The sequence below is a fragment of the Acinetobacter sp. YH12064 genome, assembly GCF_013419735.1.
Taxonomy (GTDB): domain Bacteria; phylum Pseudomonadota; class Gammaproteobacteria; order Pseudomonadales; family Moraxellaceae; genus Acinetobacter; species Acinetobacter amyesii.
The window spans coordinates 22,290-45,304 of record NZ_VOZP01000002.1; the positions used below are offsets into that span (position 1 = coordinate 22,290).

Below are 23,015 nucleotides of genomic sequence, written 5' to 3' on the forward strand. Positions count from 1 at the left end.
GAATACGTCATTGTTCAAATGGCTTATTTCATTAAAGTGTTATCTAAAACAAAAAGAGTCATAACACACGATGAAATTTGGACATGCAAGCCGAACGGCACAAGCTGCCGCTGCTATTCGCGCAAATCATTATTTATATGCGAACCAACCTGTTTTTTCCGACCCTTATGCCTTTCATTTCACCAGTCCAATTTGGCGTCGACTGCTTTCAAGTCGTGCATGTATAAAAGCGTTAAATAGTAAAATTCCTAACCAAACATTTGGATTACTCACCGCACAGGTGGTGGCACGTTCACGCTATGCCGAAGATCAATTAGAAAAGGCAGTACAACAAGGGATTAAACAATATGTGCTGATTGGTGCAGGTTTAGATTCTTTTGTCCTCCGTTTAGCTCAGAAATACTCCGATATTAAAATCTTTGAAGTTGATCACCCTGATACTCAGGCATTAAAAATACAAAGTCTACAGAAACTCGGGCATATTCCAGACCATGTTGAGTTTGTTTCGATTGATTTTGAGAAAGAAAATTTAGCGTATGCCTTAAAACGGAGTTCTTATAATACCGAGCAACCCGCTTTCTTTTCTTGGCTTGGAACGACACATTATTTAAAACCAAAAACAACTATGAGCACCTTACAAACCATTGCCGAATTTGCAGCCACAGGTAGCGAATTGGTTTTAGATTATTCTATTCCCTATCAAGATTTAACTGGTATAGAGCGTGTCGGATCATTTGCTGTTTCCAAATTTACCTATTTTTTAAGTGAACCCATTATTGGGACATTTCACAGTAATGAGTTACACCGTGCCGTGACAAATCTGGGTTATGTAGTCTTAGAAGATTTATCTGCACATGACATTACACAGCGTTATTTTGCAAATCGTAAAGATCGAATACGGCATACTCAAGCCACGCATTTGCTGCATTTAAAACGAGCTTAAGCATTTATCTGTGGTCGACATTTATAGTGAGTCAGCTAGAATAGTCACGCGAATCATTATTGCTATTAAACGTTATGTCTGAAAAATTGATTAATTCACCTGTCAATCATTGGTGTGAGTTTGAGTTCATTTCTAAAACAGTGAAGAACCCTAATATTCACATCAAAGGTAATTATTCATATTATTCTGCATATTGGGATCAGGGTTTTGAGCGCTGTGTGGTGCGTTATTTGCACGACAAACCTGCTACCCCAGAGAAGCCGATAGACCAGCTACATATCGGTAATTTTGTCTGCTTTGGCGCAGAATGCGTGATTATGATGGGCGGTAACCAACTCCACCGAACAGACTGGATTTCAGCCTTTCCGTTTGATACACGGAGTTTTGTCCCTGCGGGTGATACAATCATTGGTGATGGCTGCTGGATCGGCTCACGCGCCATGATTATGCAAGGCGTTACACTCGGTGAAGGTGCTGTGGTGGCTACAGGCGCTGTGGTAACTAAAGATGTACCACCTTATGCTGTTGTAGGCGGCGTGCCTGCTCAAATTATTAAATATCGCTTTTCTGAAGAAGATATCAAAAAACTGCTTTCCCTTAAGCTCTATGACTTAGATGAAAAGCAGTTTTTAAAGATGCGAGAGCAGTTGCAGACGGATGATGTCAGCATCATTGCAGACTACAACCGTGAGATCAAACAGATCAACGACCTGTTTGATCTCACTCAATAGTCTTCCAAACATACAACAACTAAGAAATCATTTTCAGTTGTACTTGCTGTGTGGTTTTTTTCGAGAATTTTAAAATCGGATCATCAAACTGTGCCGTTTTTAAAATTTTACGGTCTTTTAAATAATTATGCGTCACGATCCAAGGATAGGTTTTTCCTTGACGTGGAATAATGTCTGCAGCACGTTGGATATAACCCGAACTCATACTGCCAAGTACAGTATCTTCAGCAAGTAAAGATGGATCGGCCTGCGCCACCACTTCATCATAGCCTTTTTCATTCATATACTTTAATAAACGGCAGACATAATCTGCTGCTAGATCAACCTTTAAAGTCCATGATGAGTTGATATAACCAATCATCAGCGCGGCATTTGGTAAGTCATTGGGTAAAACAGCCTTATACAGCATATGTTCTGAAGGCACAAAAGGTTGGTTGTCGAGCTTAACCTGCATTCCACCAAGCATTTGCAATGCCAAACCTGTTGCCGAAACAATAATATCCGCCTCTAAAATCTTGCCTGATTTCAGCAAAATACCTTGTTCAACAAAACGCTCGATATGATCGGTTTCAATACTCGCTTTACCCGATTTAAAGGCTTTGAATAAATCACCATCTGGCACGACACATAAACGCTGATCCCAAGGGTTATAGCTTGGGGTAAAGTGTTTCATATCGACATTTTTACCTACTTGCATCTCAACAGATTTCAATAAAGCAAAACGCATCGCTTTCGGAAAACGTTTCGATAATGCATAAGATGTGCGTTGTAATGCCACATTTTTTAAACGGGTAAATTGATAGGCCGTTTCAAGTGACACATATTGACTGAGCTTTTTATGAATAATGTCGGATGATGGAATTGAGGCAATATACGACGGCGAACGCTGCAACATGGTGACATGCCCTGCACCGCCTTTGACGAGCGATGGCACAAGGGTAATCGCCGTTGCCCCACTGCCAATGACAATGATCTTTTTATTACGATAGTCTAAATCCTCAGGCCAATGCTGCGGATGAATAAACTGACCTTTAAAGACATCTTGATCTTTATACTGCGGTGTATAGCCTTCGCTATAGTTATAGTAACCCGTACAGCCGACAAAGAAACGCGCGGTATAGGTTTGCTGTTTTTCAGTGCTCTTATGTTTGGTGATCACCTTCCACAATTTAGTATTTGAGTCATAATTTGCCTCAAGCACCTCTTGATCAAACTCGATATGATTAGCCAGTTGTTTCTCTGCCACAGTCTCTTGGAGATAGTTACAAATAGATGCCCCATCGGCTAGGACTTTAGACTCTCGCCAAGGCTTAAAATTAAAACCAAAAGTCGACATATCTGAGTCAGAGCGAATCCCTGGGTATTTAAACAAATCCCAAGTGCCACCGATATTGGTACGGCGCTCTATGATTTTAAAACTTGCATTTGGACATTTGTCACGCAGATGTGCTGCCATACCAATACCTGAAATACCAGCACCAATAATTAAGACATCTAAAACTGTTTTCATTGTTATCATTGTTATCATCCTTTTATTTTGAATAGAGGGAGTATCCTCCCTCCTACCCAATACTCTTATTTCTTACCACAACCCAGCGCTTCAAATTCTGCTTTAGTGGTGTATGTAATATCAGGAGCGAAGTCACCCAAAATATCTTTTTCTGTTCCGTTGGTTGTGACATTTTGCAAGCTTTGCTTAAAGTCTGCCGAAGGTAATAAATTACGAACCAGCAATAAACCTAAGTCAGAATGTCCATTATCTTTTGCTGCATCATAATCAGGACTATTTTTAGGTACTGTATAGAAACCATCACCACGTTCGCTTTGTTGTAAATAAGTTATACCACAGCTTTCAATCGCGTTATTTGGTCGATCATCCTTATTTGCAACTACAATGGTATAAAAACCGTCTTTATCAAACTGAGTAATCTCTTCATCGTATAAACAATAATTGGTCGCTGAGGTAAATTGTTCATTTGTACAAATTGACCAATAGCGTAATTGGCTTGCATTCACAACAGCATCACCATGATAAGTCTTGGTGGTGCTTGGTAATTTGCCACGGAGTACCACGACTTCACCCAACTCACGTGAAGTTGCTGCAATCATGTATTCATTATCTGGGGTTGCCCATTGGTTCATAATCGATGGTGGTTGCTGCCCTTCACAGGTTTTAATTTCAGAACCATCAAAAGCGTATAATTGGAACACACACTTAAAGTTATCTACAGCGTTAAACGTTTTGAACCATTTAGGTTCTTGACGTGCAGGATATCCCTTGCCAAAAACAGGACGGTAGGCATTATAAACAGTTTCATAAATATCAAGTGCATTCTGGTTTTTGATCTGACGATCTTTCACTTGCAGCACATTACATACTTCTTCTCCACGTATGACTTTACCGTCTGCAAGCTCAACACGATAACGTGGGAAAGATACACCACCTTTATCATCTAAACCTTTATTTGGCACATACACACGGTAAAGTATTGCAACTTCATTACTGTCGGTTTTTGGTGTATATAAGGTATTTACCTCTGGCTGTGCTGGTAAATCACCGAGTTTAATTTCTGCGGTATAACCACGTTCTTTATTGAGACGTGAATTCCCCACCAAGAAAGGGTTCTCCACACCTTTGTTGGGTTGAATTTCAAAATCGCGCAATGAGTTTACACGCTCGCCGGCACTGGTATAACTCACCAATGAGCTATGACGTGCATACGGGTAGTCACCATCTAAATAGACTTTCGCACCTTCAGGAATGGTAAATTCACTCGACCAATAATTCACGTTGGTATCTGGATAAGCAAAGTTGCGAGGATCTGCACCGGTATTGCTTTTACTGGTTGGACCGTCTTGCCACATACAATCTGTCAAGGTTTCACTCGGTGGCGTTACACCAAGCACCACATCATTATCATCACTATCATTACATGCGGTTAAAAATAAGCTACTCAGCAACATAGTTGCCAGTACTGTTGTACGTTGTTGTAGTTTCATATTCATAGTCCTTTATGTTGAATGTTTGAGTTGCTAACTCATTGTGATCTGTATGAAGCATCTGGCTTATACAAGATGCCGCCCACGATATAATCTCGAATATACAGACCAATTTCTTTGTGATCTTGGACACGTGTTGGCCAAAATCGTTCCAAACCACCGTCACTCATAATGTTAATCATCGAGTTAAAGCTAAACAGTACTTTCATACTGATCGCATCATCACTTGATTCTGGCAATGCAATTTTCAGCAAAGCCACAGCTTCATTTGAAATCGGAGTTAAAATTTTGGCAATTAAACGGCGACCACGATCCCCTGCACTGATCATACGCGAGAAAAACTTAAGCATGTAATAGCCATCTTCACTCAGTAAGACTCTGACCATCGGTTTCATCATAGCATCGACCACTTGCTCAACACTGACCTCTGTTGGATCAAGTTTGGCTAAGCGTGCGGTGGCTTCCTCAACATACGCATCCATCACATAGTGGATGGCTGCTTCAGCAAGGCCCCATTTGCTTTCAAAGTGATAATAAATGGCAGATTTATTATTCACTTGTGCCGCTTCATTGATTTTGACAATAGATACACTCTCAATATCATTGAGGGCAAAGAGCATGATGGATGCTTTGATCAGCCGAAGTTTTGTGTCTTGCATTGTGATTGTTATCCAATTAATCCGTTTGGATTAAAAATAGATTAATCCACTTGGATTAATTTTCAATACCGTTTGTCGCAATAATGAAATTTAGGTTAAAAAATTAAATTTATTAATATATTTCAATATCTTATTATTTAAAATTTCATTACTTAAACTGCAATCCTTTGCCAATCATTCTGTTTTTTTCCATAAAAAAACTGCTTTCCCTTAAGCACTATGACTTAGATGAAAAGCAGTTTTTAAAAATGCGTGAGTAATTACAGACGGATGATGTTGATAAAGTAGTTCAATATTTAACAACTTAAGATTATAGATTCATCCCACACTACAATGTTCCAAATCTTTTGATTTATACCATTCACATTAAAATAAAACACTACATATTGTACCTACTCATATCAACAACCACTAAATACAGAATTTATGATAAAAGAATAATAAATAACCCAAAAGAGTATTTCTTAAAGATTTTCACCACAATACTCATAAGGAGTTTCAAATGGATTCAGATGTTCCAAAAATGAAAGGCTTATTCCAAGCTTTTAAGTCATCAATAGCAAAATCAAAAAGGGCAAACCCTCAACCTAAGCAAAATAAAATTAATGGCTTAAAAATACTAAGTGGGCTAGATTATTTATGCAGAGAAGATGCTATCAGCAGGCTTGATATAACATTATCAGCTATCGATTTTCGTGATTTACACATTCAAAATCTAACTACGATTCTGAACAAACACATCCTAATCACACAAGCTTTTTTTGATAAAGTAGTAAATACATATATCTCTTTAAATGCCTTCAGCTTAAGTGGAGTATTAAAACTTACTGCCAGATCTGATGCCTTATCAATATTCAAAAAAATTAAAAGAAATAACCTTAGCGGTGCTTTTTACATCAACACGTAATTTTTCCATTCAAAAAAATCTCTCCATCTCTGCTTAAAGGCAACTCTCAATGACCCAACTGCAAATAAAAACTGCACGATTGGGTAGAATTATTTTTATTTCTCAATCCTGTAGCCACTAATAAACTCTTCATATTAAAGTAGAAATAGCGAATCGAAAAAAGAAGCGAAAGCCAAAAAAAACAGTAATGTGAACAAAAAAAATCAGCAGAAACCATTAATTATTATTCACAAGCAATCTGACAATACAGCCGCTTATATGATATTAATTGCTGAAACCTTAAAGTTCTTAAGTTTGATTTGGACTGAGTTGAAAGAATTTATCATTGAGTTATTCAGTTCAATCTAAATAAACTTTTTAATTGCTATAATCATTTTTATAGTAAATATACATAAAAAAAGACCACTCAATCGGAGTGGTCTTTTTTTGAATATGGTGGCTATGACGAGACTTGAACTTGTGACCCCCGCATTATGAGTGCGGTGCTCTAACCAACTGAGCTACATAGCCTTAAACTGTGCGCGCATTATGGAGGGATATTTAAATATCGTCAAGCCCATAATGCGCGTATTTGATCAAAATTTGTTGAAGTGAACCGATAAGCCGGGTTCTGTCGAGGACGATCATTCCTCTAGGCGTACAATCACTCATACGCTCAAGCGACCTACCCGGATCCAGCATGGGCCATGCCTAAAGGATCCCTATTTGGTCTTGCTTCCGGTGGGGTTTACCATGCCATGAACTGTTACCAGTCATGCGGTGCGCTCTTACCGCACCCTTTCACCCTTACCTCCGATTTTGATTGCTCAAAACCATAATGAAGGCGGTCTACTCTCTGCTGCACTTTCCGTCGACTCACGCCGCCCAGGCGTTACCTGGCACCTTGCCCTATGAAGCCCGGACTTTCCTCCCCTGCTTTAGTCACGGAGACCTATACACAGCAGCGATCGTCTGGTTCACTTCGGGGCGCATTCTAACAAATCTGACAACTAATTGCTTGATGTTTTTTGAGCAGTTAGTTTTTCGTACTTTTGTTGAAGCTGTTCCTGAGTTTCAGGATGTGCCGGATCCAATGGAATACAGTCCACCGGACAGAACAACTGACACTGCGGTTTATCGTGATGCCCAACGCATTCCGTACACAAATCAGGGTTAATCTCATAAATGAGTTCCCCCATGAAAATCGCCTCATTGGGGCATACAGGTTCACAGACATCGCAGTTGATGCATTCATCAGTGATATATAAAGACACTCTACCAACCTTGCTGTTGTTTACGCTTAAAGGCTTCCACAACAGCTTGTGGTACAAACTGAGTGACATCACCATTTAAACGTGCAATTTCACGCACGAGCGTAGATGAAATAAACGAATATTGCTCTGATGGGGTTAAGAACACGGCTTCAAATTTACTGTCCAAACGGCGATTCATATTTGCCAATTGAAATTCATATTCAAAATCTGAAACTGCACGTAAACCACGTAACACGGCTGTTGCTTTTTGCTCGTTAAAGAAGTTGACCAACAGCCCATCAAAACCTACAAACTCAACATTTGACAAATGACTTAAAGACTCTTGCGCTAGTGCAACACGTTCTTCCAGACTAAACACAGGGTTTTTGTGATGTCCAATTGCAATTGCCACGACAACTTCGTCAAACATGCGTGATGCACGTGTCACTAAGTCGATATGACCATTAGTAATTGGATCGAATGTGCCCGGATAAATTACACGAGTTTTAGACATCCAGTTGTACTCTGTTATTTTGTAGACGGGTATTTTAACAAAATCTTGATTTATAGGTGAAGTCAGCTTGTAAATTTAAAAACTTCATCTTATTCAAAGTTCGGGTACAATAGTGCTAAGTTTGGAAGTTTTTGATTATGACGAAAGCAGTAGTTAAAAAAAATAGTAGCAGTACGATTGCCCTAAATAAGCGTGCGCGTCACGATTATTTCATTGAAGAAAAATTTGAAGCGGGTCTTTCATTACAAGGCTGGGAAGTCAAATCAATGCGTGCGGGTCGTATGACTATCGTAGAGAGCTATATTACTTTTAAAAATGGTGAAGCATTTTTATTCGGCGCTCAAGTGCAACCTTTACTGAGTGCTTCGACACATGTAGTGCCTGAAGCAACACGTACTCGTAAATTATTGCTGAACCGCCGTGAAATTGAAAAACTACAAGGTGCAATTAACCAAAAAGGTTATTCATGTGTGCCTTTGGCATGTTACTGGAAAGGTCCTCATGCCAAACTTGAAATTGCCCTAGTAAAAGGTAAACAGCTTCACGACAAGCGTGCAACGGAAAAAGACCGTGATTGGCAACGCGATAAAGCCCGTATTTTTCATAAATAAGTTCATTAAAAAAAACCTCCTTTTTGGAGGTTTTTTTATTTTTAAATTGCAGATTTAGCAGAATTTCAATCCACCAAAACAGTTGGTCCGAACTTCCTGATTCCCCAAGACCTGATTTTTTAAAGTTAAATTGGCCGCACCTGCATTACTGAGGTTAATTGAACCTACATTTTTATAAATTGGCAGACCAAATGCTGCACCAACAGCAGAACCTAAGGGAATATAAATCGGTTCATTAGTTAAAATTTGCGATACTTTTTGAGCAACTTGTGGCAAGACGCCTGAGATATCCACTTCAGATGTTGGATTTAATTTGCCAATATTGATCGGGTCTTTAAATGACATCCACCAACCTGTACGTGCAATATCATCGGCATTGGCATCTGGCCAACTGATATCTTGAGATTGAAGTGATAAATAACCGGCTGTGCCATTTAATGGGATGTTATGAATCATATTTAAGGCTTGCTCAAAGGTAATGTTCATTTTCAAACCATCAATTGATGAGCCAGAATCCATAAAGAACTGTGCCCCTTCTACCCATAACAAATTACGATCAAGTTTGACCTGTAAGCTACCACTATCACGGTTAAGTTGAATCGACGGTACAGTCGCACTGATATTTTTGGCAACGGCTTGAGTTTGTCGTTTTCCGTTGATGGTAATTTCAGGGACGGTAAACGGCACATTCATTGAAGGAATTTTTAAACCCTTACTATTTTCAGGTTGGCTGACAAAGCTACGATCATTGTTCCAAATCGTGTTAATCACCAAGTTTCCCGATAAAGTCTCACTGCTGCTATCCCCAAAGATCGCGGCTTGGGTCTTTGCTGTCCCTGTAGTCGGTGCAATTTTCATATAACCGCTCAGTGACTTAATCCCATCTGTCGGCGCACCCGTGTTTTGAATACCAGTGGTCAATAAACCTGTAATTGATTCAGCACTGACACGGAAGCCTTTAACTTCGCGTAAAGCGGCTTGTTTTGGGTTTTTAATTGCAAATTCAATAAACGGATTTTTCAGTTCGGCACTTGTTGACGCTCGATCACCATTAAAGACGGGATTACCGTTGGCATCGGTCGACGTTGCATTACCACTCAACGCTAGATGACGAATATCAATATCACAGCCATTTGACCCATTTACCCCACCACAGCCGAGTTGCAAACTTTTGACATTGACGTTCAGATCCATGACGGCATCTAAACTGAGTTTGTAGAAACCAATATTTTCATCGACCATTTGTTGGTTGACCAAAATAGGATCGGTATAGGACATATTCATCAATGCAGCACCATTGATGGCAGACAATTCTTCATCGGCTAATCCCACCAATCCTTCTGCTGCAAAAACAACGTCAGAAACACATAAGGTCAATGCCATTGCGACTATTGTTTTTTTCACGATTATTTAATCCTTTTTAATATTCGTCACTCATCCCGAGTGAAATTTATGAGAAGATTAAATCAATAGCGTTGGCGTAAATGAATGGCAATTTGTGACACGCATCACAACTCAATTATACAAAATGCCAATTTTCACGAATTTTAGGCCAATAAAAACCCCAGTAACATTTCCATCACTAGGGTTTTCAAAGATTTATAAATGATAGTTCAAACGAATTATTTACAAATTAATTAACTTTATTTAACAACAGTCCCAGATATTCACCAAACCAAATAGCGGTTTCTAAGTCACCCGCAGGTGGCGTGACTTCAACAGGCGCATTATCCGATTGTGTCATTAAACCTAAAAAGCTCGACATCCGATTTAAATCTGTTGTGCTTCGTCCAGTTGGCATCAATGGAAGACCGCTCCACAACATGCCGTGCTGCATGGCGAATAAATTGATTTGCTGCAATACTGCCAATTTATCTCCACTTAAGCCGCCACCATTGGTAAAACCAGCGGCTAACTTGCCTTGCCATGTCCGTGCTAACCAGCGTTTAGATGATTGCTCCATGAATAATTTCATTGCCGCACTCATACTGCCCATATAGGTTGGGCATCCAAAAACGATGGCATCTGCACTGTCCAATTCATCCCAATCCACATGCTCTACATTCATGAGATGGACTTTTACACCGGCTTTTTCTGCACCTTGTACAATGAAATTCGCCACTTTGGCAGTGTGCCCATAGGGACTGTGGTAAACAACAGCAAGAGATTTAGCAGTCAAAGACATAACATTTAAAAGTCGATAGATTCAGTCAAGTTTAGCATTTTCAAAGCATAAAGACGAATGTTGCCATACGTCCTGTTTTCGCTTCTCGGCGATAAGAAAAATATTCATCAGCTTGCAAAAAGGTACATTGGTCGCCACCGGTTACAACTTTAACCCCATGTAATGCAAGAATATAACGCGCTATCGCATAAAGATCAGCATAATATTTGCCTTCCTTTACACCAGCTTTAAATGCACTTTCAAGTTCTGGATATTTGGAACAAAAGGCAGCTTTGACTTCTGCGCCAATTTCAAAACTCTCTTGACAAATGGCTGCCCCCAACCAAGCCCATGTTGGCTGAGTGTGCATGGCTGCAATGGTGTTTTCCACAATACCATTAGCCAAGCCCTTCCAACCTGCATGCAGATTGGCAACTTCTGTCCCGTCAGCATTACCCAAAACCACGGGTAAGCAGTCTGCGGTCATCATCATCAGGGCATGATGTTTAGACTGCGTGACCATACCATCGCCTTCGGGTGCAACAAAGTTGATCTGTTCATCAATGCGATGGCATAGCGTACTGTGCGTTTGGTTCATCCAGCTGATTTTATTCACGCCATATTTAGCAAAGTCTTTGAGCAATTGCATCCGGTGCTTTTGCACACGCGCTGCATCATCTCCTACATGCAATGCCAGATTAAATCCTGCCAGTTCAGGTTGTTCAGCGGGTTGCGTCTGATCATGATGAACTCGAGTTTGTCCCACAAAAACACCCTGTGGAAGTCCCTGAACAAATTGCATGTTGCCGTCCTTTTATATCTATGGCGTGTAAATCAGTTTTAAAACTTAATACGCTTTGTTTTCGCTACGTAAAACTTCAACCAATTGGTTAAAGTCTTCAGGCCATGGTGCTTCAAACATCATGTCTTCACCTGTACGTGGATGAACGAGACCCAATTTAACCGCATGTAAGGCTTGACGTTTAAAGCCACGTAAAGTGTCATCTAATAACATCGACGCGCCTGCAGGCATACGTACACGTGGTACATACACTTGATCGCCCACAAGACCATGACCGATATAAGTAAAATGCACACGAATTTGATGGGTACGACCCGTTTCTAGACGTGCTTGAACGCGGGTAAAGTTTTGGAAACGTTCTTTCACATTATAGTGAGTCACTGCATCTTTACCGCCCGGCAAGACAGCCATTTTAATGCGATCGACAGGATGACGTTTAATTGGTTCATCGACTGTACCGCCGGCAATAATGTTGCCATATACGATCAAATCGTAAATACGGTAAACCGATTTCTTCGCCAATTGTTTACTTAAAGAAAATTGGGATTCGAGGTTTTTCGCAACCACCAACAGACCTGAGGTGTCTTTATCGATACGATGCACCAAACCTGCACGGGTCAACTCTGAAGATTTTGGGTAGTGATGCAAAATTGCATTCACCAATGTGCCTGTACTGTTTCCAGCGCCTGGATGAACAACCATACCGACAGGTTTATTAATCACCATAATATCGTCATCTTCATAGACAATATTAAGTGGAATATCTTCAGGTAAGCTACGGGTTTGTGCTTCTAACTCGACGTCTAAAGTCAGTAACTCTGTGCCTTCGCATTTGTACTTTGGTTTCACAGTGTTACCATTGACCAACAAATGGCCCTCTTTGAGCCACTGTTTTAGCTTTTCACGAGAAAAATCAGTCCAAACCAGTGCTGAAACCTGATCAATACGTTGTCCTAAATAGCTTTCATCCAATTGAAATTGCAACGATAAACGTGTTGCAGTTGAGTCTGAAGTATGGTTATCTGCATCCTCAGAATCTTCAAGTAAATTGAAATCAGTTTCAGGGAAATTAGAATTGGAAGATTGTGCTTGACTCATTTGCTCATTCAGACAAAAGTGGTTTAATAGTTCAATTGTAGCTCATTGCCCGTATTAACAGAGGAATTTTTATGTCGCTACCAAAATATAAAATGACAATGCTTGCTCTAACAATAGGCATTGCATCGGCAATGGTAGGCTGTAGCAGTAATCCAAAGAAAGAAGTGGTCGACACAGGTCCACAATCAAGCGAACAGATTTATATCGAAAAAGCACAAAAAGCGCTTGAACGTAACCAATATACAGATGCAGCAAAACACCTTGAAGCTCTAGAGACCTACTACCCTACAGGTAACTATGCGCAGCAAGCACAACTTGAACTATTGTATGTAAAGTTTCAGCAAAAAGACTATGAAGGTGCGATTGCACTTGCAGACCGTTTTATTCGTATGAACCCACAACATCCGCAAGTTGATTATGCGTACTACGTGCGTGGTGTTTCAAACATGGAGCAAAACTACAACGGTTTGCTTCGCTATACTTCTTTAAAGCAATCGCATCGTGATGTGAGCTATCTCAAAGTGGCTTATCAAAACTTTGTCGACTTTATCCGTCGCTACCCATCGAGCGAATATGCAGTCGATGCCGCACAACGTATGAAGTTCATCAGTCAAGAATTGGCTGAAAGCGAAATGAATGCGGCGCGTTTTAATGTGAAGCGTAAAGCATGGTTAGCTGCTGTTGAACGTTCACTTTGGGTGATCGAACATTATCCGCAAGCACCGCAAGTTCCAGAAGCTCTAGCGACTGTAGCCTATGGTTACGACAAACTTGGTGATAAAACCACGTCTCAGCAATACATTGAAGTACTTAAACTGAACTATCCAAAACTTGTGAAGTCAGACGGTACGGTCAATATGCGTGCTGCACGTAGTGAAGGCAGCTTCCTTAACCGTGCAACTTTGGGTATTTTCGGTAAAGAAGCACAGACGATGTCTGAGCAAACCTCTACAGACGCGGTTGAAACTGATGAAGAAAAACGCAGTTTAACCAATCGTTTAAGCTTTGGCTTATTGGATCGTCCTCATAGCGAAAAAAACTGAGTCGTCAGAATCAGCTGAATAATATAGTCGCAACGAAGGTCGATTTTTCACAAAGGGCAAGTTAGAATACTTGCCCTTTTATCTTTTCAGGATCTACAGATTCGGTTAGATTAAAAGGTATACAATAGTTCGATGGACGATGCTGTACTGCATCCCCACTGAACTTACAGCATTGCTGATTTCAACATATTTCACGAACTGCCCAAATTCAATAGATAGACAGATAAAACAGCATGGCCATTCCTCAACATACAATTGATCAAATTTTAGATCGCACCGATATTGTCGATGTGATTGGTCAATTTGTGAAATTGAAAAAGACTGGACGCACCTACTCAGGATGCTGCCCATTCCATCAGGAAAAATCGCCATCTTTCCATGTCTATCGTGATAAACAATATTTTCACTGCTTTGGTTGTCAGGCCAATGGTAATGCCATCCGTTTTTTAATGGATATTGGTAGCCGTAACTTCATCGAAGTAATGAAGGATTTATCAAGCCAAACGGGTATTGAGCTACCGAAAGACAATAACGATTCCAATAAACTTAAATATAAACGCGAATCTAAACCCAAACCTGTACAAAAACCTCCAATCGAAGCAAAAGCTCTGCCACCCAAAACAGGCGAAACCGACACAAATCCTGCTGCAGTAAATTTCAAACACGACCCATTTGCTGAGTTTCAAAATAACGAAGATGCCTTTTATGGGAACGATCCCTTTGCTCACTTTGACCAAGTTACCAATGGATTTGAAGATGTGCCGCAAGACGGAAACTTATATGACTTGCTGGAAAATGTCGCACAGTTTTATGAGCAACAACTTCCGCTCAGTCCAATTGGGCAAGCTTATTTTAAACAACGGGGTCTCAGTGCAGACACCATCGCCTATTGGCGTTTAGGCTATGCCCCCGAAGATTGGCAACATCTGGAAAAAGCCTTTCCACAAGATATCGAAGGACTCAAACTCCTCGGTTTGATTCGCACCAGTGATAGTGGTCGTGACTTTGACCTACTGCGCGAGCGGGTGATTTTCCCGATTCGAGATGCGAAAGGTCGTGTGGTCGGTTTTGGTGGTCGTGCCCTAAATGATGAAATCAAACCGAAGTACATCAACTCCCCAGACTCTGAAGTTTTCCATAAAAACCAGTTACTTTATGGTTTATATGAAGGCCGTAAACAAAAAGCCCAAGATTGGTTAATGGTCGAAGGTTATATGGATGTCATTGCCCTACAGCAATATGGCATTCATGGCGCTGTAGCGACTTTAGGGACTGCCAGTAATACTGAACATTTAAACATTTTATTTAAGCAAAATAGCCGTATTACCATTGCATTTGATGGAGATGCCGCTGGTCAAAAAGCAGCTCGACGTACGCTCGAAATTGCACTGCCATTACTGAATGATGGACGTGAACTTAAATTCTTTGTATTGCCGAATGACCATGACCCAGATTCATTGATCCGTCGTGAAGGTATTGAAAATTTTCGACGGTTACTGCACACCTCACCGCTTCTTTCTGAATTTGTTTTTGCACATTTAACGCAAAATCATAATGTTGCTTCGCCTGAAGGTAAAAGTCAGGTGATGGGTGAACTCAGACAGCTCACTGAACTGTTGCCGAAAGGTGGTTCATATCGTTATTTGCTACAACAATATTTCCGTGAAAAATTAGGGTTCAGCCGAAAGTGGCAGCCTCAAGTCAATAATGATGCGTCTCTGAGCTTTAGTACAAAAATTGATGCTGAAGAATATGTGATTGCGATTTTGATCAATCATCCTTATCTTTACATTCATTTTGAGCCTTTACGCGCTTTAGTTTCACAAGATTTATTGCTTTATCATGTTTTAAATATTTTCAATGTGATTTTTGATGAATTGCCTGATGACCCAGAGTTATCAACCTATTATGTACTCGGTGCTTGTGCAGCACATCATCATGAATTACAACATATTTTAGAGCATGCCAATATCAGCGATTATACGTCATCACCTGAACAAGCAGATAAACTTGCGGCAGATTTATCGACAAAATTGCAATATCAATTCTTACAACTCAAGATCAAGTCGAATAAGTTTTCTAGCCTTGCTGAAATGCGTAATTTAAAACAACGTATTTATGATATTGATAAAAAAAGATCGCTCACCCTCCTTGAAGATTAATTTTTAACTTCAAGTTCAAACTGTGAATGACCGTTATTCAATGAATAGCTTTATTTATTTCTTTGGTTTACGGCGATTTTCAGCCACATTAACTAAATTTTGTTCTAACATTTCAAAATAAGCAGGATCTTCCGCCATCGCAGCATTGCGCAGCACGATAGAGGTTGGATGCAACAGCTTTTGGGTTAAACGATGCGACATTTCTTGCATAATCTTCGCAGCATCTTCGCCCTTTTGTAGACGATTCAGGGCTAAAGCCAGTTCTTCTTGACGCAATGACTCACCATGTTCACGGTATGCATGAATCGTCGAGCCAGCCAAATTCACTTTTTGCTGTGTAATTAAATCTGTCGCAAGCTGATTGACCATCACTTCGGCTTCAACTGCCGCCTGACGACGCTGAGCCAAGTTTTCTTCTATGACTGTTTGCAGATCATCTACACCATATAAATAAACACCATCTAAACTTTCAACTTTGGCTTCAATATCACGGGGTACCGCCAAATCGACCAACAACATTTGTTTATAACGGCGTTTTTTCAATGCTGCTTTGACATCCGCAAAATAAATCACTTGATGCAAGCTTCCAGTACAACTTGAAATTACATCTGCGCGATGTAAATTGTCTGCCAAATCTGCAAAATCAATTATTTCAACTTCTACACGATGAGCAATCTCTTGGGATAAAGCTTCAGCACGGGCACGTGTACGGTTACAGATAATAATTCTACCCACACCCATTTCGGCCAAATGCTTCGCAACCAAGCTATTCATTTCACCAGCAGCAACAATCATGACCGTCAATTTTTCAGGCTGACTAAAAACCTGTAAAGCTAGCTGAGCAACGGCATAGCCCATCGACACCGCATGACTTCCTACCGCTGTTTCAGAACGCACTCGTTTTGCCGCATAAAAGGCATATTCAAAAATACGGTTTAAATTTGGGGAGACAGTTTCGGCATCTTTGGCTAAGGACAAAGCCGTTTTAACTTGACCTAAGATTTGAGGCTCACCAAGCATGAGCGAATCCAAGCCGCTAGCCACACGCATAAGGTGTGTCACCGCCTGTGCATTTTCATAACGATACACATGATTTGACAATTGCTTTACATCAATACCATTTGATTGGGCAAGCCAATTCAATACCATGTCTGCATTTTCAGACATCGCATAGACTTCAGTACGATTACATGTAGATACCACCACCATGTCATTAAGTTCAGGTGCATGGCTTTGCTGTTCAAGCAGCGCTGTTAACTTTTCAGGGTTAAATGCAATCTGTTCGCGCAGTTCTACAGAGGCGGTTTGATGGTTGACACCCAATGCAAAGAAAGACATATCAGATCATCATTTCGCTAAATTTATGCTATTGTGCATTATCGGCGTCATAAAAAGCATTACTTGGATCAAGAAAAATTGCGTCTAACAAATAGCCGACTGAACGGCCAGACAATAAAGCAGTATTCTACCACATTCTTACTTGTTGGTAGCATGGCTTCTACTGCCCCAATTCGGGCCGTGGGAGAAGTTTACCATGCAAATTCAGGATATGATGCAATTAAACAAAGTATGATTGCAGAATTTGCCTTAGCTTATAACGACATCCCAACCGCGCTTCATAATTACACCGTGCTTGCAATCAAAAGTAAATCCACCATGGTCAAACAGCGTGCTTTAAACGTTGCTATTGAGCAAAATGATTTACAAGCAGCCTTAGATATTGCTACACATTGGGTTGTGCAAGAACCTGAAGATGTACCAGCATTATTTTATTTATCACATATTGCTTTGAAAGCCCATGAATATGAGCTTGCCGCCGAAACACTTGATAAAATTTTAACCATTGACCCAAATGCAGATTTAGAACAAATTTTGGCGGGTATTTCCCCTGAATCAGAGGAAGATCGCGCCTATCTGATTCAAGCACTGACCGCTAGCAAGGAAAAAACCAACCCTTCTATTTTGGTCTTAGTCGCAGGTTTACAAGCTCAAAATGGTGCCTTTGCTGATGCCTTAGACACCATTAATTTAGCACTGAAAAAACGCCCGAAAGTGACTGGCTATATCTTAATGAAAGCCAATTTACTTATGTCATTAGGTGATGAAGAAGAAACCTTAAAATGGTTCGAAAAATCCAGCCGTAAACACCGCAACAATATGGAAGTTCGCTTAGCAGAAGCAAAATATTTAATTAAAATCAATCAGTCAGAATTAGGTCTAGAAAAACTCGAAGATATACTAAAGAAATGGCCATCTGCTGAAGAACCGCTATTTATGGCAGGTTTGACCAGTATTGACTTAGAGCTTTATGAAAAAGCCGAAAAGTATTTGGTGGAGTTACGTTATTCGAGCAAATACCAAAATGAAGCGTATTACTATCTCGCAGTAAATGCTGAACGCAAACAGCATTATGAAACGGCAAAAGCCTATTATCGCCTTGTTGATGGCAGTCTTTATACAGTTTCACGGCGCAATATGATCAGCATTTTTAGCCAGCAAAATAAGCTGCATGATGCACTGCGCTTTTTAACCCAAGAGCGGGTTAATTATCCTCAACATGCCAGTTTCTTATATCTTGCTCAGGCGGATATTTTAAAACGCATGAACAATAAAAAAGCAGCAGTCCGTTTGCTTGATGAAGCGGTAAAAAACTTGCCCGAAGATCCTGAGCTCATTTATGCCGAAGTTCTACTGCTCGACGCCCATCAAGATAAAGACAGACTCGACCAATTACTAAAACAATTACTCGAAATTGAACCCAATAGTCCGACCTATTTAAATGCATATGCCTATACATTGGCGGTACAAAATAGACGCTTAGATGAAGCCCGAAAATACGTCGAACATGCCTTAGAATATGCTCCTGAGCAAGCCTCAATTTTAGATACGTTCGGTTATATTTGTTATTTGCAAAATGATTTTAGTACATCTGCATCTGTTTTGGCCAAAGCATATGAACTGAGTAATAGTTTAAAAATTGGCATTCGCTACGCACGATCAGTCTTCATGCAAGGTGATATGAATAAATTTGACGCGTTGTTACAACAACTCCAACAAAAACATCCGAATGATCCGCAATTAGAGCAACTACATTCGTTATTGTTACCCCAACCCATGAAAAAGAGTTAAAAAGACTTTATGCAAGTATCTTCAAAATTTGGGGTATCTGCCCTGACCTGCTGCGCTTTATTTTTTACCGGTTGTCAGCAATATGTTAAAACACCCGATCAACCCAGCCCTGAAGAAGTCGCTGCAAATCAATTCAACTTACAAGGTAAGATTGGTGTGCGCACGCCACAACAGTCAGGAAGTGCTTTTTTTACTTGGGTTCAAGACCGCAATGAATATGATATCGAACTGAGTGGCATATTAGGTGTTGGAAAAACTCAAATCAGCGGTAAACCCGGTCAAGTTCAACTCAATAGTGCAAAAACCGGTTTGATTGAAGCAGCAACACCAGAAGAATTACTCGAACGTGCTACCGGTTGGCAAGCTCCCATTACCCACCTCATCGACTGGGTACAGGCGCGCCCTGCAACCACACAAGCTAAAATTCAACGCGATACTGCGCAGCGCCCACAACAGATTATTGAAGATGGTTGGACCGTTGACCTCAGTTATAACGAGACTGCGACGGTACCGAACAAGTTAATTTTAAAGCAAGCACTTGAATCCGGTCAGGAAAACCGTATTACAATGGTGATTCAAAATCGTTAATTTGCCTAAAAGCTGAACTATGACTTCCATGATTCGTGTACCTTCTCCTGCAAAACTCAATTTGTTTTTGCACATTACTGGCCGACGTCCAAATGGATATCACGAATTACAGACGATTTTTCAGCTCATCGATTTATCTGATTGGATGGAATTTCACCCACTTGCAAATTCTGCTGATGAATATTTTATTCAAATTGAGGGCTTAAACAGCGTCAATCTAGAGCAAAATTTAATTTATCGTGCTGCTCAAATACTCAAACCGTTTGCTAAAGCACTGACTGCACAAAAAATCCACATTGAAAAAAATATTCCGATGGGTGCAGGGCTCGGTGGTGGTTCATCCAATGCAGCCACCACCCTAATCGTGCTCAATCAACTATGGAAATGTGGTCTAAATACCGAACAACTTGCAGAACTCGGATTACAACTTGGGGCAGATGTTCCCGTGTTTGTACATGGTCTAAATGCATGGGCAGAAGGCATCGGTGAACACTTAACATTCATAGATTTAGCTCAAAAACAGTACATTGTGTTAAAACCTGACTGTTTTATCAGCACTCAACTGCTTTTTTCACAAAAAACGTTGACAAGAGACTCAAAGCCCACTAAATTTTGCGGCTATCAGGAAACGCCATCTGATTTTGGAAATAACTTTGAGCCTGTGGCACGAAGCTTATATCCCGAAGTCGATGAAGCAATGCGGTACTTAGATCAGTTCGGTACAGCAAAGCTTACAGGTACAGGTGCTTGTGTATTTACTGAAGTGACTGAAAATATGAATATTGATGACATATTGAAAAATGCACCATGTAAATCTTACTTGGTTCGCAGTTTGCAAGAATCACCATTACGTCATTTTGAAGTTTGATATAGGGGCGTCGCCAAGTGGTAAGGCACCGGGTTTTGATCTCGGCATCCGTTGGTTCGAATCCAGCCGCCCCTGCCATCATTTTTCACCTGTAGATGTAATTGCTGTAAAGTATTAGGGGCGTCGCCAAGTGGTAAGGCACCGGGTTTTGATCTCGGCATCCGTTGGTTCGAATCCAGCCGCCCCTGCCATTTACTTTATTCGCTATTTCATCAATTTAGGGGCGTCGCCAAGTGGTAAGGCACCGGGTTTTGATCTCGGCATCCGTTGGTTCGAATCCAGCCGCCCCTGCCATTTACTTCAAAAAAGACAGAGCATAATTTGCAGTATCTTTGTTGTTTCAACTTGACAAAATACTGTAAAAATATTAAAGTTCTGCCGCATTAGGGGCGTCGCCAAGTGGTAAGGCACCGGGTTTTGATCTCGGCATCCGTTGGTTCGAATCCAGCCGCCCCTGCCATCTAATTCTCCAATTTGCCAACCGCCAAGGGTGCTTCATGCCCAATCTTGTCGTTTTTAGTGGATCTGCACATCCACAATTCGCCCAAAAAGTCGTTAGCCACCTTCACATCCCTCTAGGTGCTGCATCTGTAGGTCAATTTTCTGACGGTGAAATCGCTGTCGAAATTACTGAAAATGTTCGTGGTAAAGACGTATTCATCGTACAACCAACTTGTGCTCCAACTAACGATAACCTTATGGAAATCTTAGTTATGGCTGATGCTTTGCGTCGAGCAAGTGCTGGTCGTATCACTGCTGTCATTCCTTATTTTGGTTATGCTCGTCAAGACCGTCGTCCACGTTCAAGCCGTGTGCCAATTACAGCAAAAGTTGTTGCAGATATGCTCACAACTGTTGGTATTGACCGCGTTGTCATGATCGACCTTCATGCTGACCAAATCCAAGGTTTCTTCGATATTCCTGTAGACAACATCTACGGTACTCCTGCACTTTTAGCAGATCTTCGTCAACAGTCACACGACAACTTAATGGTTGTTTCTCCTGACGTTGGTGGTGTAGTACGTGCGCGTGCTGTAGCTAAGCAAATGGGTGATATCGATCTTGCGATCATCGACAAACGCCGTCAAAAAGCGAATGAATCTCAAGTAATGCACTTGATCGGTGACGTTAAAGGCCGTGACTGTGTCATCGTTGATGATATGGTGGATACAGCAGGTACATTGTGTAAAGCTGCTGACGCACTAAAAACTTTTGGTGCTCGCAAAGTTGTTGCTTACGCAACTCACCCTGTACTTTCTGGTAAAGCTTTAGAAAACTTGAAAAACTCTGTGATTGACGAATTGGTTGTAACAGACACTATTCCGCTTTCAGAAGAAGCTCAAGCTCTTGGTAAGATTCGCCAAGTTTCAGTTGCAAGTATGGTTGCTGAAACAATTCGTCGTATTAACAACGAAGAATCTATTAGCGCAATGTTCGATTCTTATCTATAATATAGCGCTAAATTTAAAAGCCCTGCCTTTTGGTGGGGCTTTCTATCACTAGACTGGTCGAAGGTCTAGTTAATTAAACTTAAATAGGAATGTCTATCATGGCAAACTTCGTATTAAATGCAGTAGCACGTGAAGAAGCAGTACAAGGGAAAGGTTCGAGCCGCCGCCTTCGTCTTCAAAATAAAGTACCAGCAATCATCTACGGTGGTGCAGCTGAACCTGTAGCAGTTACTTTGGAACTTCGCGAACTTGTTAAAGCTTTAGAAAACAACGCATTCTTTGAAGAAGTTGTTGAAATCAACATTGACGGTAAAGCTGAAAGCGTTAAAATCCAAGCTTTACAACGTCACCCAGCTAAAAACACTCCTATGCACGCTGACTTTAAACGCGCATAAGTGTAAAATGGTGTAAATGAGTGAGTAAACTTTCACTGATTGTTGGTTTGGGTAACCCAGGTTCTGAGTATGCCCAAACCCGCCATAATGCAGGCTTCTGGTTCGTAGAACGCCTTGCAGAACAATATGGTATCCAACTCAAAGCTGATCCTAAATATAAAGGCATCAGTGGTCGTGGTAATATCGAAGGTCAAGACGTTCGTCTGCTGTTACCTACAACCTTTATGAACCTCTCTGGTCAAAGTGTTGTTCCCTTCGCCAAATTCTATCAAATTGCTCCCGAAGCAATGCTTATCGCACACGATGAACTTGATATGAACCCTGGTGTCATTCGCCTGAAAACTGGCGGTGGTCATGGTGGCCATAATGGTTTACGCGATATCGTCCCGCATATTGGTCCAAATTTCCATCGTTTACGTATTGGTATTGGTCACCCTGGTTCTAAAGAACGTGTCTCAGGCCATGTCTTAGGTAAAGCACCAAGTAGTGAACAAGGCTTAATGGATGATGCTATTGCACATGCCTTATCACGTACTAAATTGTTGGTAAGTGGTGAGATTCAGCAAGCCATGAACCAGATCAACGCTTACAAATAGAACTGACAATTCCACAAATTGTTGAACAATACTTATTGCCATCTGAATGATTTCAGAGCAAAATGCGCTTGCATTTGACTGCTCACCCAGCATTCAAGAGATTGTTCCACCATAAGATACGA

General features: G+C 40.7%; 22 protein-coding genes, 5 tRNA genes, 1 other RNA gene and 1 pseudogene. 17 read left to right on the forward strand and 12 right to left on the reverse strand.

Annotation, left to right across the window (positions count from 1 at the left end):
- Positions 1-70: 70 nt before the first annotated feature.
- Together FTU13_RS01735 and FTU13_RS01740 are read left to right on the forward strand one after the other, a co-directional pair.
- Complete coding sequence (locus FTU13_RS01735; protein ID WP_180126325.1) at positions 71-943, forward strand: class I SAM-dependent methyltransferase; 873 nt, start codon at positions 71-73, stop codon at positions 941-943.
- Between the two features lie 74 nt (positions 944-1,017).
- A complete protein-coding gene (locus FTU13_RS01740) occupies positions 1,018-1,674 on the forward strand; it encodes a CatB-related O-acetyltransferase (RefSeq protein WP_180126323.1) in 657 nt (218 codons plus the stop codon).
- Positions 1,675-1,693: 19 nt separating this feature from the next.
- Here FTU13_RS01740 and FTU13_RS01745 read toward each other — a convergent pair whose 3' ends face one another.
- From FTU13_RS01745 to FTU13_RS01755, 3 genes are all read right to left on the reverse strand, one after another.
- A complete protein-coding gene (locus FTU13_RS01745) occupies positions 1,694-3,184 on the reverse strand; it encodes an NAD(P)/FAD-dependent oxidoreductase (protein ID WP_180126356.1) in 1,491 nt (496 codons plus the stop codon).
- A gap of 65 nt (positions 3,185-3,249) precedes the next feature.
- Positions 3,250-4,674, reverse strand: coding sequence for a hypothetical protein (locus FTU13_RS01750; RefSeq protein ID WP_373423826.1), 1,425 nt, complete (start codon positions 4,672-4,674; stop codon positions 3,250-3,252).
- A 38-nt stretch (positions 4,675-4,712) separates the two neighbouring features.
- On the reverse strand, positions 4,713-5,333 hold the full coding sequence (locus FTU13_RS01755) for a TetR/AcrR family transcriptional regulator (protein ID WP_180126319.1): 621 nt from the start codon (positions 5,331-5,333) through the stop codon (positions 4,713-4,715).
- 191 nt (positions 5,334-5,524) lie between these two features.
- Between FTU13_RS01755 and FTU13_RS17410 the strand changes: the two are divergent.
- Both FTU13_RS17410 and FTU13_RS01760 read left to right on the forward strand, forming a co-directional pair.
- Positions 5,525-5,593: pseudogene (locus tag FTU13_RS17410) on the forward strand (antibiotic acetyltransferase); the annotation flags it as partial.
- Between the two features lie 242 nt (positions 5,594-5,835).
- Entirely contained in the window at positions 5,836-6,240 is a 405-nt protein-coding gene (locus FTU13_RS01760) for a hypothetical protein (protein ID WP_180126317.1), read from the forward strand.
- Positions 6,241-6,673: 433 nt separating this feature from the next.
- Here FTU13_RS01760 and FTU13_RS01765 read toward each other — a convergent pair.
- The 4 genes from FTU13_RS01765 to coaD form a co-directional block, all read right to left on the reverse strand.
- Positions 6,674-6,750: transfer RNA gene (locus tag FTU13_RS01765), tRNA-Met, on the reverse strand.
- Between the two features lie 73 nt (positions 6,751-6,823).
- An RNA gene (rnpB, locus tag FTU13_RS01770) (RNase P RNA component class A) lies at positions 6,824-7,203 on the reverse strand.
- Positions 7,204-7,229: 26 nt separating this feature from the next.
- A complete protein-coding gene (locus tag FTU13_RS01775; RefSeq protein ID WP_078191349.1) occupies positions 7,230-7,493 on the reverse strand; it encodes a YfhL family 4Fe-4S dicluster ferredoxin in 264 nt (87 codons plus the stop codon).
- A gap of 1 nt (position 7,494) precedes the next feature.
- The gene (gene coaD / locus FTU13_RS01780; RefSeq protein WP_078191350.1) at positions 7,495-7,986 is read right to left on the reverse strand and encodes a pantetheine-phosphate adenylyltransferase; all 492 of its coding nucleotides are present in this window, start codon (positions 7,984-7,986) and stop codon (positions 7,495-7,497) included.
- A gap of 137 nt (positions 7,987-8,123) precedes the next feature.
- On the opposite strand from coaD, the gene smpB reads away from it, so the two are divergent.
- Positions 8,124-8,597, forward strand: a complete 474-nt coding sequence (gene smpB, locus FTU13_RS01785) for an SsrA-binding protein SmpB (RefSeq protein ID WP_078191351.1) — start codon at positions 8,124-8,126, stop codon at positions 8,595-8,597.
- A gap of 54 nt (positions 8,598-8,651) precedes the next feature.
- Here the strand turns inward: smpB and FTU13_RS01790 are convergent, their stop codons facing one another.
- The 4 genes from FTU13_RS01790 to rluD form a co-directional block, all read right to left on the reverse strand.
- Positions 8,652-10,001: a hypothetical protein gene (locus FTU13_RS01790; RefSeq protein ID WP_078192170.1), complete on the reverse strand. Its 1,350-nt coding sequence runs from the start codon at positions 9,999-10,001 to the stop codon at positions 8,652-8,654.
- Positions 10,002-10,230: 229 nt separating this feature from the next.
- Positions 10,231-10,782: a flavodoxin family protein gene (locus FTU13_RS01795; protein ID WP_078192171.1), complete on the reverse strand. Its 552-nt coding sequence runs from the start codon at positions 10,780-10,782 to the stop codon at positions 10,231-10,233.
- 40 nt (positions 10,783-10,822) lie between these two features.
- Positions 10,823-11,563: a peptidoglycan editing factor PgeF gene (pgeF, locus tag FTU13_RS01800; protein ID WP_180126315.1), complete on the reverse strand. Its 741-nt coding sequence runs from the start codon at positions 11,561-11,563 to the stop codon at positions 10,823-10,825.
- A gap of 45 nt (positions 11,564-11,608) precedes the next feature.
- Positions 11,609-12,661: a 23S rRNA pseudouridine(1911/1915/1917) synthase RluD gene (gene rluD, locus FTU13_RS01805; RefSeq protein WP_078191355.1), complete on the reverse strand. Its 1,053-nt coding sequence runs from the start codon at positions 12,659-12,661 to the stop codon at positions 11,609-11,611.
- A gap of 71 nt (positions 12,662-12,732) precedes the next feature.
- Between rluD and FTU13_RS01810 the strand changes: the two genes are divergently transcribed.
- Positions 12,733-13,704, forward strand: a complete 972-nt coding sequence (locus FTU13_RS01810; protein ID WP_078192174.1) for an outer membrane protein assembly factor BamD — start codon at positions 12,733-12,735, stop codon at positions 13,702-13,704.
- Between the two features lie 233 nt (positions 13,705-13,937).
- Entirely contained in the window at positions 13,938-15,866 is a 1,929-nt protein-coding gene (locus FTU13_RS01815; protein WP_180126313.1) for a DNA primase, read from the forward strand.
- Positions 15,867-15,920: 54 nt separating this feature from the next.
- Here the strand turns inward: FTU13_RS01815 and hemA are convergent, their stop codons facing one another.
- Complete coding sequence (hemA, locus tag FTU13_RS01820) at positions 15,921-17,204, reverse strand: glutamyl-tRNA reductase (protein WP_180023232.1); 1,284 nt, start codon at positions 17,202-17,204, stop codon at positions 15,921-15,923.
- Positions 17,205-17,282: 78 nt separating this feature from the next.
- Here hemA and FTU13_RS01825 point away from each other — a divergent pair, with 78 nt between their 5' ends.
- The 10 genes from FTU13_RS01825 (at position 17,283) to pth (ending at position 22,893) form a co-directional block, all read left to right on the forward strand.
- On the forward strand, positions 17,283-18,995 hold the full coding sequence (locus FTU13_RS01825; RefSeq protein WP_180005451.1) for a hypothetical protein: 1,713 nt from the start codon (positions 17,283-17,285) through the stop codon (positions 18,993-18,995).
- Between the two features lie 9 nt (positions 18,996-19,004).
- The gene (lolB, locus tag FTU13_RS01830; protein WP_180126312.1) at positions 19,005-19,583 is read left to right on the forward strand and encodes a lipoprotein insertase outer membrane protein LolB; all 579 of its coding nucleotides are present in this window, start codon (positions 19,005-19,007) and stop codon (positions 19,581-19,583) included.
- 28 nt (positions 19,584-19,611) lie between these two features.
- Positions 19,612-20,451 (forward strand): 4-(cytidine 5'-diphospho)-2-C-methyl-D-erythritol kinase, encoded by an 840-nt coding sequence (ispE, locus tag FTU13_RS01835; RefSeq protein WP_111885317.1) that lies wholly within the window; start codon positions 19,612-19,614, stop codon positions 20,449-20,451.
- A 3-nt stretch (positions 20,452-20,454) separates the two neighbouring features.
- A tRNA-Gln gene (locus tag FTU13_RS01840) sits at positions 20,455-20,529 on the forward strand.
- 38 nt (positions 20,530-20,567) lie between these two features.
- Positions 20,568-20,642 (forward strand) — tRNA-Gln (locus FTU13_RS01845).
- A gap of 28 nt (positions 20,643-20,670) precedes the next feature.
- Positions 20,671-20,745 (forward strand) — tRNA-Gln (locus tag FTU13_RS01850).
- Positions 20,746-20,836: 91 nt separating this feature from the next.
- Positions 20,837-20,911, forward strand: a tRNA-Gln gene (locus FTU13_RS01855).
- A gap of 37 nt (positions 20,912-20,948) precedes the next feature.
- Complete coding sequence (locus FTU13_RS01860; protein ID WP_078191360.1) at positions 20,949-21,902, forward strand: ribose-phosphate pyrophosphokinase; 954 nt, start codon at positions 20,949-20,951, stop codon at positions 21,900-21,902.
- Positions 21,903-22,000: 98 nt separating this feature from the next.
- Entirely contained in the window at positions 22,001-22,297 is a 297-nt protein-coding gene (gene rplY / locus FTU13_RS01865; protein ID WP_078192179.1) for a 50S ribosomal protein L25, read from the forward strand.
- A 20-nt stretch (positions 22,298-22,317) separates the two neighbouring features.
- A complete protein-coding gene (pth, locus tag FTU13_RS01870; RefSeq protein ID WP_168378106.1) occupies positions 22,318-22,893 on the forward strand; it encodes an aminoacyl-tRNA hydrolase in 576 nt (191 codons plus the stop codon).
- The last annotated feature ends 122 nt before the right edge of the window (positions 22,894-23,015 follow it).

Excerpts from the sequence above, each read along its gene's own strand:
- FTU13_RS01735 (WP_180126325.1), top strand. The coding sequence starts at position 71 with ATGAAATTTGGACATGCAAGCCGAACGGCACAAGCTGCCGCTGCTATT.
- FTU13_RS01740 (WP_180126323.1), top strand. The coding sequence starts at position 1,018 with ATGTCTGAAAAATTGATTAATTCACCTGTCAATCATTGGTGTGAGTTT.
- FTU13_RS01745 (WP_180126356.1), bottom strand. The coding sequence starts at position 3,184 with ATGAAAACAGTTTTAGATGTCTTAATTATTGGTGCTGGTATTTCAGGT.
- FTU13_RS01750 (WP_373423826.1), bottom strand. The coding sequence starts at position 4,674 with ATGAAACTACAACAACGTACAACAGTACTGGCAACTATGTTGCTGAGT.
- FTU13_RS01755 (WP_180126319.1), bottom strand. The coding sequence starts at position 5,333 with ATGCAAGACACAAAACTTCGGCTGATCAAAGCATCCATCATGCTCTTT.
- FTU13_RS01760 (WP_180126317.1), top strand. The coding sequence starts at position 5,836 with ATGGATTCAGATGTTCCAAAAATGAAAGGCTTATTCCAAGCTTTTAAG.
- coaD (WP_078191350.1), bottom strand. The coding sequence starts at position 7,986 with ATGTCTAAAACTCGTGTAATTTATCCGGGCACATTCGATCCAATTACT.
- smpB (WP_078191351.1), top strand. The coding sequence starts at position 8,124 with ATGACGAAAGCAGTAGTTAAAAAAAATAGTAGCAGTACGATTGCCCTA.
- FTU13_RS01795 (WP_078192171.1), bottom strand. The coding sequence starts at position 10,782 with ATGTCTTTGACTGCTAAATCTCTTGCTGTTGTTTACCACAGTCCCTAT.
- pgeF (WP_180126315.1), bottom strand. The coding sequence starts at position 11,563 with ATGCAATTTGTTCAGGGACTTCCACAGGGTGTTTTTGTGGGACAAACT.
- rluD (WP_078191355.1), bottom strand. The coding sequence starts at position 12,661 with ATGAGTCAAGCACAATCTTCCAATTCTAATTTCCCTGAAACTGATTTC.
- FTU13_RS01810 (WP_078192174.1), top strand. The coding sequence starts at position 12,733 with ATGTCGCTACCAAAATATAAAATGACAATGCTTGCTCTAACAATAGGC.
- FTU13_RS01815 (WP_180126313.1), top strand. The coding sequence starts at position 13,938 with ATGGCCATTCCTCAACATACAATTGATCAAATTTTAGATCGCACCGAT.
- hemA (WP_180023232.1), bottom strand. The coding sequence starts at position 17,204 with ATGTCTTTCTTTGCATTGGGTGTCAACCATCAAACCGCCTCTGTAGAA.
- lolB (WP_180126312.1), top strand. The coding sequence starts at position 19,005 with ATGCAAGTATCTTCAAAATTTGGGGTATCTGCCCTGACCTGCTGCGCT.
- ispE (WP_111885317.1), top strand. The coding sequence starts at position 19,612 with ATGATTCGTGTACCTTCTCCTGCAAAACTCAATTTGTTTTTGCACATT.
- FTU13_RS01860 (WP_078191360.1), top strand. The coding sequence starts at position 20,949 with ATGCCCAATCTTGTCGTTTTTAGTGGATCTGCACATCCACAATTCGCC.
- rplY (WP_078192179.1), top strand. The coding sequence starts at position 22,001 with ATGGCAAACTTCGTATTAAATGCAGTAGCACGTGAAGAAGCAGTACAA.